Origin of the sequence: Oceanobacter sp. 4_MG-2023 (assembly GCF_030689165.1) — a bacterium.
Lineage (GTDB): Bacteria > Pseudomonadota > Gammaproteobacteria > Pseudomonadales > Oceanobacteraceae > Oceanobacter.
Genome location: NZ_JAUYVV010000010.1, coordinates 50,191 through 61,237, shown reverse-complemented (window position 1 = coordinate 61,237; position 11,047 = coordinate 50,191). Strand labels below are relative to the sequence as shown.

Annotated in this window: 14 protein-coding genes; 1 reads left to right on the top strand and 13 read right to left on the bottom strand. The window is 52.1% G+C overall.

Annotated elements, in window-relative coordinates:
- Positions 1 to 109: 109 nt before the first annotated feature.
- From rfbD to rfbA, 3 genes are read right to left on the bottom strand one after another with little or no spacing between them, the layout of a single operon-like run.
- Positions 110 to 1,003: a dTDP-4-dehydrorhamnose reductase gene (gene rfbD, locus Q8W24_RS09185; protein ID WP_305475103.1), complete on the bottom strand. Its 894-nt coding sequence runs from the start codon at positions 1,001 to 1,003 to the stop codon at positions 110 to 112.
- Positions 1,003 to 1,566, bottom strand: a complete 564-nt coding sequence (gene rfbC / locus Q8W24_RS09180; protein WP_305475102.1) for a dTDP-4-dehydrorhamnose 3,5-epimerase — start codon at positions 1,564 to 1,566, stop codon at positions 1,003 to 1,005. The genes rfbD and rfbC overlap by 1 nt, the downstream gene beginning before the upstream one ends.
- The gene (gene rfbA / locus Q8W24_RS09175; protein ID WP_303432662.1) at positions 1,566 to 2,450 is read right to left on the bottom strand and encodes a glucose-1-phosphate thymidylyltransferase RfbA; all 885 of its coding nucleotides are present in this window, start codon (positions 2,448 to 2,450) and stop codon (positions 1,566 to 1,568) included. The genes rfbC and rfbA overlap by 1 nt, the downstream gene beginning before the upstream one ends.
- A 187-nt stretch (positions 2,451 to 2,637) precedes the next feature.
- Here rfbA and rfbB point away from each other — a divergent pair, with 187 nt between their 5' ends.
- Positions 2,638 to 3,696 (top strand): dTDP-glucose 4,6-dehydratase, encoded by a 1,059-nt coding sequence (gene rfbB, locus Q8W24_RS09170; RefSeq protein WP_303432660.1) that lies wholly within the window; start codon positions 2,638 to 2,640, stop codon positions 3,694 to 3,696.
- A 272-nt stretch (positions 3,697 to 3,968) separates the two neighbouring features.
- Here the strand turns inward: rfbB and ybaK are convergent, their stop codons facing one another.
- The 10 genes from ybaK to nrdR all read right to left on the bottom strand — a co-directional run bounded on the left by ybaK (position 3,969) and on the right by nrdR (position 11,043).
- On the bottom strand, positions 3,969 to 4,442 hold the full coding sequence (gene ybaK / locus Q8W24_RS09165) for a Cys-tRNA(Pro) deacylase (protein WP_303432659.1): 474 nt from the start codon (positions 4,440 to 4,442) through the stop codon (positions 3,969 to 3,971).
- 3 nt (positions 4,443 to 4,445) lie between these two features.
- Positions 4,446 to 4,781 carry a DUF1653 domain-containing protein gene (locus Q8W24_RS09160; protein ID WP_305414191.1) on the bottom strand — a complete coding sequence of 112 codons (336 nt, stop codon included), beginning with the start codon at positions 4,779 to 4,781 and terminating at the stop codon, positions 4,446 to 4,448.
- Positions 4,782 to 4,792: 11 nt separating this feature from the next.
- Positions 4,793 to 5,491, bottom strand: a complete 699-nt coding sequence (locus Q8W24_RS09155) for an SIMPL domain-containing protein (protein ID WP_305414190.1) — start codon at positions 5,489 to 5,491, stop codon at positions 4,793 to 4,795.
- Between the two features lie 62 nt (positions 5,492 to 5,553).
- Complete coding sequence (thiL, locus tag Q8W24_RS09150; RefSeq protein ID WP_305414189.1) at positions 5,554 to 6,531, bottom strand: thiamine-phosphate kinase; 978 nt, start codon at positions 6,529 to 6,531, stop codon at positions 5,554 to 5,556.
- Positions 6,528 to 7,019 carry a transcription antitermination factor NusB gene (gene nusB / locus Q8W24_RS09145; protein WP_303432654.1) on the bottom strand — a complete coding sequence of 164 codons (492 nt, stop codon included), beginning with the start codon at positions 7,017 to 7,019 and terminating at the stop codon, positions 6,528 to 6,530. Before nusB ends, thiL begins: the two co-directional genes overlap by 4 nt.
- 5 nt (positions 7,020 to 7,024) lie before the next feature.
- Complete coding sequence (ribE, locus tag Q8W24_RS09140) at positions 7,025 to 7,501, bottom strand: 6,7-dimethyl-8-ribityllumazine synthase (protein WP_303432652.1); 477 nt, start codon at positions 7,499 to 7,501, stop codon at positions 7,025 to 7,027.
- Between the two features lie 28 nt (positions 7,502 to 7,529).
- A complete protein-coding gene (gene ribB / locus Q8W24_RS09135; RefSeq protein WP_303432650.1) occupies positions 7,530 to 8,645 on the bottom strand; it encodes a 3,4-dihydroxy-2-butanone-4-phosphate synthase in 1,116 nt (371 codons plus the stop codon).
- A gap of 70 nt (positions 8,646 to 8,715) precedes the next feature.
- The gene (locus Q8W24_RS09130) at positions 8,716 to 9,369 is read right to left on the bottom strand and encodes a riboflavin synthase (RefSeq protein WP_305452557.1); all 654 of its coding nucleotides are present in this window, start codon (positions 9,367 to 9,369) and stop codon (positions 8,716 to 8,718) included.
- Between the two features lie 37 nt (positions 9,370 to 9,406).
- Positions 9,407 to 10,561 (bottom strand): bifunctional diaminohydroxyphosphoribosylaminopyrimidine deaminase/5-amino-6-(5-phosphoribosylamino)uracil reductase RibD, encoded by a 1,155-nt coding sequence (gene ribD, locus Q8W24_RS09125; RefSeq protein WP_305475100.1) that lies wholly within the window; start codon positions 10,559 to 10,561, stop codon positions 9,407 to 9,409.
- Entirely contained in the window at positions 10,558 to 11,043 is a 486-nt protein-coding gene (gene nrdR / locus Q8W24_RS09120) for a transcriptional regulator NrdR (protein ID WP_305475098.1), read from the bottom strand. The genes ribD and nrdR overlap by 4 nt, the downstream gene beginning before the upstream one ends.
- Positions 11,044 to 11,047 lie beyond the last annotated feature (4 nt).

Genomic DNA, 11,047 nt, shown 5'->3' with positions numbered 1-11,047 from the left:
AGGCTAAAGACGCCTGAGCTTTGGTCTGCATACGGCGAGTTTCAAACGTAGGGTACGCTGATGCCGAAAAAGTAATTGGGTCTAACGGTACTGATTGAGTAACAAGATGTTATCTCACCCCTTCCGCTTTAATACTTTCAAGCACTGCTTGTAACCCAGCTTTCCAGTTTGACGGCTCGACGCCTGCTGCCACCACTTTAGAGCAATCAAGTACCGAAAATACGGGTCTGGTCGCCGGAGTCGGGTATTCGGAAGAGGGAATCGCTCCCAAGGTAGGGCATCGCTCAATCAAGCCGACAGCCAAAGCCTGTTGATGAATTTCTCTGGCAAATGCCCACCATGACACTGCGATATCACCGGCAAAATGATAAAGGCCTTTCACTTCAACCTTCCCTTTTTTCTCACGTTGTTGCATCAGTGAGTAAATTGCCCGGGCTATATCACCGGCATAGGTAGGGCAACCTATTTGATCTGCCACCACCGACAATTGGTCTCGTTGCTGGGCTAACTTGACCATGGTTTTGACAAAGTTATTTCCGTACTCACTGAATACCCAAGCTGTTCTGAGAATGATCGCTTCCGGACAAATCTTGAACACCGCCTGCTCGCCAGCTAGCTTGGATGCGCCATAGACAGACTGAGGGTCGACTGCGTCAGTCTCTTTCCATGCAATGCGTCCTTCGCCAGAAAACACATAATCGGTGGACACATGTATAAAATGAGCAGTATTGCCGGCACACCAGGAAGCCAATAAAGCAGGGCCGGTTTCATTAACCTTGTAGGCTGAATCATGTTCTGATTCTGCTTTATCAACTGCGGTATAGGCCGCGGCATTAACAACAACATCGGGCTTTATAGCACTTAGTACGTTATTGACAGCTGCCTCATCGGATATATCCAGTTCTGACGATGACAAGGCATGAAACTCTTCACCATGGCTTGTCAATAAGCGGGACATACTCTGCCCCAATTGACCATTGGCTCCAGTAATCAACCAGCGCATCAAACACTCCTTGTTGCTGCTAGCTGAGCCAGCGTAGGGGCAACTGCATCTTTACCAGACAGCTGGACTTCTACATCACCCAGCTCGCTCAAAGGCCATTCAATAGCGACCTCCGGGTCGTTCCATATAAGACTGCCTTCATCGGCAGGATCATAGTAGTCGGTGCATTTGTATTCAAAGTCTGCAGCGTCTGAAAGCACCAGAAAGCCATGAGCCAATCCAGGTGGAACCCAGAATTGGCGCTTGTTTTCCTCGCTCAAAATAACGCCTTCCCACCGCCCAAACGTGGGAGAACCTGGGCGTATATCAACGGCTACATCGAAGACTGATCCGCGAATAACCCGTACGAGCTTGCCTTGAGGCTTTGACTTCTGAAAATGAAGCCCTCGTAATACCCCTTTTCGGGACCGGGAATGATTGTCCTGTACAAAGGTTGCATTGATACCTGCCATATCACGGTAACGATTGTCCTGAAATGTCTCCAGGAAAAAGCCTCTCTCATCCCCAAAAACTTTAGGCTCAATCACAACAACACCGTCAATCGAGGTTTGAATCACATTCATCAGGCTTGTGCCTCCTTCAGAATTTTGAATAGGTATTGACCATAACCTGTTTTTTTCAAAGCAGTAGCTTCGGCTTCCAGTTGTTCTGCGGTGATCCAGCCATGATCAAATGCAATTTCTTCCAGGCATGCTATTTTGAAGCCTTGGCGCTGTTCAATGGTATTCACAAACATACCAGCTTCAATCAAGGAGTCATGAGTACCAGTATCCAGCCAGGCAAAGCCTCGGCCCAATACTTCAACATTCAGCTTGCCGGCTTCCAGATACATGTTATTGATATCTGTGATCTCAAGCTCACCACGAGGAGAAGGTTTCACGGCTTTGGCGACATCGACGATATTGTTATCGTAGAAATACAAACCGGTAACGGCATAGCTGGACTTTGGCTTGATTGGTTTTTCTTCAATGGAAAGTGCCTTGCCATTACTATCAAACTCGACCACCCCAAAGCGCTCAGGATCACTTACGTGGTAGCCAAAAACAGTGGCTCCATCTTTACGCTTGGCGGCATTGATAAGATTATCACTAAAGTGCTGACCATAAAAAATGTTGTCGCCCAACACCAATGCAGCCGGTGCTCCAGCCAGAAATTCTTCCCCGATCAGGAATGCCTGGGCCAATCCATCAGGGGATGGCTGCACCGCGTAGCTAAAACGCACTCCGTATGCTTCACCAGACCCTAGCATGCGCTGGAAAGATGGCATATCTTCTGGGGTGGAAATAATAAGAATCTCTCTGATACCTGCCAACATAAGTACAGAGATGGGGTAAAAAATCATTGGTTTGTCATAGATTGGTAACAATTGTTTGGAGACACCTCGTGTGATGGGGTGCAATCGTGTCCCGGAACCTCCAGCCAAGATAATGCCTTTATATGAACTCATTTTCTCTCCAAATGTATTTTATGAGCATGTATGCTACATTTATTGGCAGACCAATCAAGATGAAATTGACTAGCCGATGCAGTATCTTTAACTTGTATGATTGTTTTCGGATAATGGAAAGCAGAGAAGATCAAAAAAGACAACGCCTTAAAACAGCAAAATATATACCTAACTTGAGTCAAGCACAATGAAATTTCTAGTCACTGGCGGAGCCGGTTTTATCGGAAGTGCCGTCGTCCGACACCTGATCAATGCAACAGACCACACTGTCATTAATCTGGACTGCCTCACTTATGCTGGCAATCTGAATTCACTGGATTCAATATCTCAGAATGAACGTTACACATTCACAAAAGTAGACTTGAGAAATGCCGACGCGGTAAAAGACACACTCGAAAAATACCAGCCAGACATCATCATGCACCTGGCTGCTGAAAGTCATGTCGATCGTTCAATCGACAGCCCCGATGACTTTATTCAAACCAATGTTATTGGAACATTCAACTTACTTGAAGCCGCTCGAAAGCTTTATTCAACACTCCCAGAGGAACGGCAGCAACAGTTCCGGTTCCATCACATATCCACTGATGAAGTATATGGTGACCTGGAAGGTACGGATGACCTGTTTACCGAAAATACACCATACTCTCCCAGCTCTCCATACTCAGCCAGTAAGGCATCATCTGATCATTTGGTGAGAGCGTGGGGCCGTACCTATAACTTGCCAGTAGTTGTCACCAATTGCTCTAATAATTATGGACCTTTTCATTTTCCTGAAAAATTAATTCCACATGTAATTTTAAATGCATTGCAAGGGAAATCATTGCCTGTATATGGAACAGGGGCTCAAATTAGAGATTGGCTTTATGTGGAAGATCATGCGAGAGCTCTAATAACCGTTGCGACCCAGGGGGAAATTAATGAAACCTATAATATTGGTGGTCATAACGAAAAATCCAATCTGACTGTAGTGGAAACAATCTGCAGTTTGCTGGAAGAGCTGGCACCTGAAAAACCAGCAGAAGTGCAATATTACCGAGACCTGATTACTTTTGTAAAAGACCGGCCTGGACATGATCAGCGTTATGCGATTGATGCCACTAAAATACAAAAAGAGCTTGGTTGGGAACCGATGGAAACCTTCGAAAGCGGAATCCGAAAAACGGTTCAGTGGTACCTGGAAAATGAAGACTGGTGGTCGTCTGTATTAAATGGAGATTACAGATTGGAACGACTCGGAAATTAGTGAAATCTTGTTGCTTGCTGGAATAGCTTTCATCTATTGATTGGACTGATATATATGTACCGACGCTGGACAGCGAGGCGTGCAGCTATTTATTACCAGTTCGGAAAGCCATATCCATGGCTCATGAGTACTATGATGATCAAGTGAGCCATATTGCCCTTGGCCGGAGCGTAAATGGAACAACGCCTGACGGTGATGAGTGTACTGTCACGCCGGCCTTGGGTCAGCTGTGCTGGTTGTGTGTGGATAATGACAATGACAATACGACCGCGTCAGTGACTAATCGCGGCGAACGTTCCTTGAGTTAATGCCAGTAAATCAGCCGGAGCCAACTCAATCTCCAGCCCACGCCGACCGGCACTGACGTTGATTGTTGTTTGCGGCTCGGCGGAGCTGTCGAGTACGGTAGGCAGTTTCTTTTTCTGTCCTAACGGGCTGATTCCTCCAACGACATAGCCGGTTGTTTTTTCTGCGATAGCCGGATCGGCCATCTCGGCTTTTTTGGCCCCCAGTGCTTTTGCGATGGCTTTCAGATTCAGCTTTTTGTTCACCGGCAGAATGGCAACCGCCAGGGTACTTTTGTGACCACCAAGGCTGACCAGCAAGGTTTTGAAAACCTGTGACGGGGCGAGGCCGAGAGCTGCAGCGGCTTCTTCACCCCAGGATGCTGCTTTGGGGTCGTGTTGATATTCATGCAAGCTAAAACGGACAGCGGCTTTTTTGGCCGCATTAACAGCGGGGGTCATACGTCAATCATCCTCTGTTTGAGCCATTGATGGTGTCGAGGTATTGGTTGTTGTGGAGTCTGCTTGTTTCATTGGCCCCTGATAGTCAAATCGAGCCAGTATTTCCCCTGCGACCTCGACGGTTTCCATAAACATTTCGTACGGCCGTACCCAGTGACTGAAGTCACCGTAAAGCGTGCGGTAATGCACCAGCCATTCGTTGGTTTCGCTATGGCGAACCAGCCCAAATACCTCGTAATCCTGACCCTTGTAATGACGATAGCGCCCAGGACGTAATGGTTCCGGGGCTGGCGGGATTGGCTTGTGGGACGTTGTGTTCGCGGTTGACGTTTGGCTCATGTCTACCTTCCTTATTCAAGTTCAAACCGGACATCAACACTGGCGCTGATGGTTTGTTTCTGTACCAGCATAGGAGCGCTTTGTTTGCTGCTGACAGACATTTCGCGCATGGCATAAACGGGCTGATTGATACGTGAGCCGCTTTCGCTGATAGCCAGTACATCCCCCAGCTCACTATTCAGCGTAGTGGCCATCAAGTGAGCTTTGTCTTTGGCTTTTAACAAGGCGTTTTGTAATGCCTGGTTTTCCAGAGCATCACGATTGTCAAAACGGAACTGGCTCTGGCTGATTTGCACCAGCGGGTTCTGCATCAATTGGTGGACCAGGTCACCGTAGTTGCCCAGATCGCGCAGGGTAATTTCTATCCGGCGGGTGACCTGCTCGCCGGTATAGGTACGGCTTTTATCAATCCACTGGTATTGGGGGTAGTTCGAGATTTGTTCCGCACGGACATGCTCTTCGGCGATATCCAGTTTGCGAGTTACCGCCATCAATTGATGAAAGCTGTCATCGACCTGCCGTTTCGCGGCGGCCAGAGTGGGCTGGATATCACTGATTGAGAGATTGAGCAGCAAATAATCCGGATTTGCCTGAATATCAGCACTGGCAGACACCTGGACGTAGGCAGGTTCACCGGCCAGGACGGGTTGGGATAACACAGCTGCCAGCGGCAAGCATAACATCAGGGCGGTGCGGGTAAGGCGTATCATAAGAGTTCCTTTTCGTTTGATGTTCGTCTGGAGATTTACTGTGTCTCTGACTCCGTAATGAGCTAGAAGTGCTGATAGCCGGACGTTGTCAATTGCACTGGTTGGTCCTGTAGTAACACGGTAACTGTCGGCTGCTGATCATTGATCTTCGACTGGCACTGGCCGATACGGGTCAAGGGCACGTCCAGCTGTTGTGCCAGTGTCGCAATACGTGTCTGTTGATCCACCGGTGCCGTGAACAACAATTCGTAGTCATCACCACCGCTCAGGCAGTCGGGCCAGCCAGGATGACCGAGTGCAACAGCTGTTGGAATGTGTTCGCCGGTCAATGCCAGGTTAACGGCTGAGGCGGTAGCAATATGGTGGGCATCTTGTAACAGCCCATCAGAAATATCCAGTGCTGCTGTCGCGATGCCTAATAGCGACTGGCCCAGAGTTAACCGTGGCGCTGGGTAATAATAGGCGGCGGCCAAGCCGGTGTGGATGGCCGGATTGGCGAGTACCATGGGTAATGCCAATGCCGCTTGCCCAAGACAACCACTGACCCAGACATCGTCCCCTGGCTGGGCCCCACCACGAGTCAGCCCGCGGGGATATGAGAGTGTCGGTACCCAGCCTTGAACCAGCAGGCTGATCACCAGCGCTGGCCCGCGTGTGGTATCACCACCGAGCAGGGTGATACCGCATGCAGTGGCCGCATCCCGTAAACCACGGGCAAAATCATCAAGCCAGTCCGGTTGGTTGTCGGGCAGGGTAAGACCGAGTAAAAAACCTTGCGGGGAGGCCCCCATCGCCGCCAGGTCACTGACAGCACAGCGCAAGGCGCGCTGGGCAATCAAATGGGCAGGGGCATTGGCGGGGAAGTGAACATCGGCAACCTGGGTATCCAGGCTTTGTGCCAGATGCTGATCGGCTGGCGGAGCAATGACGCTGGCATCGTCACCTATACCAAGCAGAGTGGCCGCATCTGTCGGATACCCCTGAGTAAAACAGCGCTGTATCAGTTCAAATTCAGAACTGCCGGGCTGTTGTCTGCTCACTGCTCCTGGTTGTCTCGCCGTTGGGCGCCACCACGGGCACCTCGGATTTCAACGCCCCGTTCGCGCTGGGCCAGCTTGTCGAGGACGCCATTGATGTACTTGTGACCATCGGTAGCGCCAAAGACTTTGGCCAGCTCGACCGATTCATTGATAACGACCTTGTAGGGTACATCCGGACGGCGGCACATTTCGAAAGCCCCAAGGCGCAGAATGGCCAGCTCAACTGGCGTCATCTCATCAAGGCGGCGATCCATCAGCGGCGCAATTTTCTCATCCAGGGCTGAGCGCTCACGGGGGACGCCGTGGAGTATGTCGTGGAAATACTCCAGGTCGACCTTGCTCATATCGTTATCGGCACGAAATTCCGACTCGATCTGGGTCAGATTGGCCCCGGCGATTTGCCATTGGTACAGCGCCTGCAAAGCAAAAGCACGTGCTTTGCGGCGGGCAGCGGGACTGGGTTTATGGTTGCCAGAAGCACGTGACATGCGGATCAGGCCTCCAGGGCGGACAGCAGGGAAACCATTTCAAAGGCAGACATCGCAGCTTCTTCCCCTTTGTTACCTGCCTTGGTGCCTGAGCGTTCAATTGCTTGCTCAATACTATCGACGGTCAGGACACCGAAGGACACCGGTACACTGTATTCCAGTGAGACGCTGGACAGTCCTTTGGTGCATTCACCCGCGACGTATTCAAAGTGTGGGGTGCCACCACGAATCACGGCACCGAGTGCGATAATGGCATCGTAGCGTTCGGATGATGCGATGCGTTGCACAACCAGAGGAATCTCGAACGCACCGGGCGCACGAATAATGGTGATGTTTTCTTCATCAACGCCGTGACGCAACAGGCTGTCGACTGCGCCTTCGAGCAGGCTTTCAACAACAAAGGCATTCCAGCGGCCAACCACAATGGCGTATTTGCCGTCATTCGGGGTGAGGTTGCCTTCAATAGTTCTGATCTGTTTCATGTGTATTTCCAGTTCGTAATCGGTGGTGTCAGGCGTCAAACGGCAAGTATTCAGTGATTTCGAGATCAAAACCCGAGATGCCGCTGTATTTCATTTCCGAGCTGAGCAGACGCATTTTTTGTACGCCTAGCTCACGCAAGATTTGGGAGCCGGTGCCGATGGTGAGAAAGGCACCAGAGCTATCGGTGTTGGGGCTGGGAATCGGCCGCGCGCGACCAAAAAAGTCGTCGAGGCTGTCTTCGATGGCATCGTGCTGACCGGCGGATAACAGCACGAGTACACCTTCGCCCTCTGCGGCAATGCGCTGTAGCGCATGGGATGATGACCAGCTGGCACCGGACTTGGGTTTTATGCCAAGGACATCGCGCAGGTAATTATTGGTCTGCACCCGGACAACACAAGGGCTATCCGGCTGAATGTCGCCCAGCGTCAAGGCCAGGTGGGTCTCGTTCTGGATGGTATCGCGGAACGTGTGCAGCATAAAATCGCCATATTCGGTGGCAATCTTGTCTTTGCTGATCAGCTCAACGGTTTTTTCATTGGCCATGCGGTAATGAATCAGATCGGCAATGGTACCGATCTTGAGGCCGTGCTTGGCGGCAAACACTTCCAGTTGTGGACGTCGGGCCATGGTGCCATCAGGGTTCAGAACCTCAACAATGGCGGCTGCCGGGGTCAGACCTGCCATACGGGCGAGGTCGCTCCCTGCTTCGGTATGACCGGCACGACTCAAAACACCGCCGGGGCGGGCGCGTAACGGAAAGATGTGACCTGGCTGGACAATGTCTTCTGGTTTACCCATCGGGTTGACTGCCGCCAGGATAGTCGCGGCACGGTCGGCGGCAGAAATACCGGTGGTGACACCTTCTGCGGCTTCAATTGAGACGGTAAACGGGGTGTAAAACCTGGCGCCGTTGGCGGTTACCATGGCGGGTAAACCGAGGTAATCACAACGTTCTGCTGACAAGGGGAGACAGATCAGGCCACGCGCTTCGGTGGCCATGAAATTGATGATTTCTGGCGTTACTTTTTCTGCGGCAACAATAATATCGCCTTCGTTTTCACGGTCTTCGTCATCCATCAGAATGACCATTTTACCGTCACGGATGTCGGCCAGAATTTCTTCGATGGTGTTCAGTGCCATAATAAGCCTGTTCAGAATAATCTGTGAGTATGTGTTGTATTACTGATTGTCTGGCGCTCGATGAATCGGTTTATTTCCAGAATCCATGCTGTGCCAGAAAAGCCGCATCCATCGGCGTTTTTTCTGTATTGTCTGGCGCTTTGACCAGTTGTTCCAGATAACGGGCAATCATATCAACTTCCAGGTGAACCTGCTGACCTGGCTGGCTGGAAATCAATGTTGTCTCTGCGGCGGTATGGGGCACAATATTCAGAGTAAACCCGGCATCACTGAGTGCATTCACTGTCAGACTGACACCATCGACAGTGATAGAGCCTTTGGCGGCAATATAACGAGCCAGTTCCGCAGGGGCTTCGACGGTCAAGCGAATCGAGCGGGCATCGGCCTGACGCTGACTGATACGGCCAACGCCATCCACATGCCCGCTGACCATATGGCCACCGAGGCGAGTGGTGGGCAGCAGGGCCTTTTCCAGATTGACTTGGGTGCCTGCTTGCCAGCTGCCGATACGGGTATGGGCCAGGGATTCTCGTGACACATCGGCAACAAAGCCGTCGCCGGGGAGTGCCACGACGGTCAGACACACACCATTGGTGGCGATGCTGTCACCGAGTTTGACATCGGCCAGATCCAGCGCCCCGGTGCGGATTGTCAGGCGCAAGTCACCGGATACGCTGGTAACACTTGCGACGGTGCCGATTGCTTCGATAATTCCTGTAAACATGGCTTTCTCAATCTGTCTCTGTTGACGATGGGTCGGGTTATGGCCGAGCGGCTTCCGGCTGCAAGGTCAGGCGTAAATCCTGGCCAACCATACGAATATCCTGCCAGTGCCAGCGAATCTGCTGCTGCATGCTATCCAGTGGCAATGCCAGCAACGGCCGGGCATTACTGCCCAGCAAGGTTGGAGCGCAATACAACACCAGTTCATTCACCAGCCCGGTTTCTACAAACGCCGCCGCCAGCCGGGCACCACTTTCGACCAATATGTCATTGTGGCCCTGTTCGGCCAAAAACCGTAGTAGCGCTGGCAAATCAACCTTGCCTGTCTGTGTTGCCGGGCTTTGCCAGAGCGTCAGTTGCCCCAAGGTTGCTGCTCGCTGCACGGTGACCAGAGAGGTATTGGTAACCGCCAGGAGGATATCACCAGGCTGGTCAAAAACAGCTTCGTTGCCGCTGAGCCGTTGTTGGCCGTCAATCACTACCCGTAAAGGCTGACGCCAGAGATGTTCCGGTTGTTTGATACCGGTTTCGGCTGGCCGTACGGTCATGGAAGGATTGTCGATCAGTACTGAGCTGGCACCGGTAATCACTGCGCAGCTGCGCGCTCGTAACCGCTGTACATCGCGGCGGGCCGCAGGGCCAGTGATCCATTGGCTTTCGCCACTGGCCATGGCGGTGCGGCCGTCGAGGCTTTGGGCCAGCTTGATTCTGACCCAGGGCAGGCCACTGCGCATACGCTGGATAAATCCGGCGTTGAGGGATTCAGCCTGATTTTGCAAGCAGGTTTCCGTCACCTCGATACCGGCATCACGCAGATATTGAAAGCCCCGGCCAGCCACTTGCGGATTAGGGTCGCGACAGGCACCAACAACCCGGGCAACACCGGCGTTGGCCAGAGCATGGGCGCAGGGTGGCGTGCGGCCAAAATGGCTGCAAGGTTCGAGGGTGACATAAGCGGTGGCCGCTTGAGCCTGATCGCCCGCCATGCGCAAGGCGTGGACTTCTGCGTGGGGGCCTCCGGCCTGCTGGTGCCAGCCTTCACCCACCAGCACATTATCCTTGACGATGACGCAGCCAACCCGGGGATTGGGGCTGGTGGAATAGAGTCCTTGCTCTGCCAGACGTAAAGCCCTGGCCATCCAGTACTCATCGCCATGGGCTTCTGGGTTATGGGTTGGCGTATATGTCTTCATGGGTTGGTTTCCGTAATAACCGTGGTGCTGACGCTGGCAGACAGGCGTTCAATTTCGGCGCGGAATTCGTCGAGATCCTTGAAGCTGCGATACACCGAGGCAAAGCGAACATAGGCAACCTGATCCAGTTGATGTAATTCAGCCATCACGTATTCGCCAATCTGGCGGCTGGATATTTCCCGGTCATTTTTGTTGCGGATGGTTTGCAGGATATGGTGGATAGCCGCGTCCATCGTGTCGACAGGAATCGGGCGTTTTTCCAATGCCCGTTGGATACCACTGCGGAGTTTGCTTTCGCGAAAGGTTTCCCGGACACCGTTCTGCTTGATCACAAGAGGGAAGGTCAGTTCGACGCATTCGAAGGTGGTAAAACGCTCACCACAGCCGGAGCATTCGCGACGGCGACGAACCTGGGCACCGTCAGCCATCAAGCGTGAGTCGACCACCTTGGTTTCCGGATGTGAGCAGAATGGACAATGCATAGGC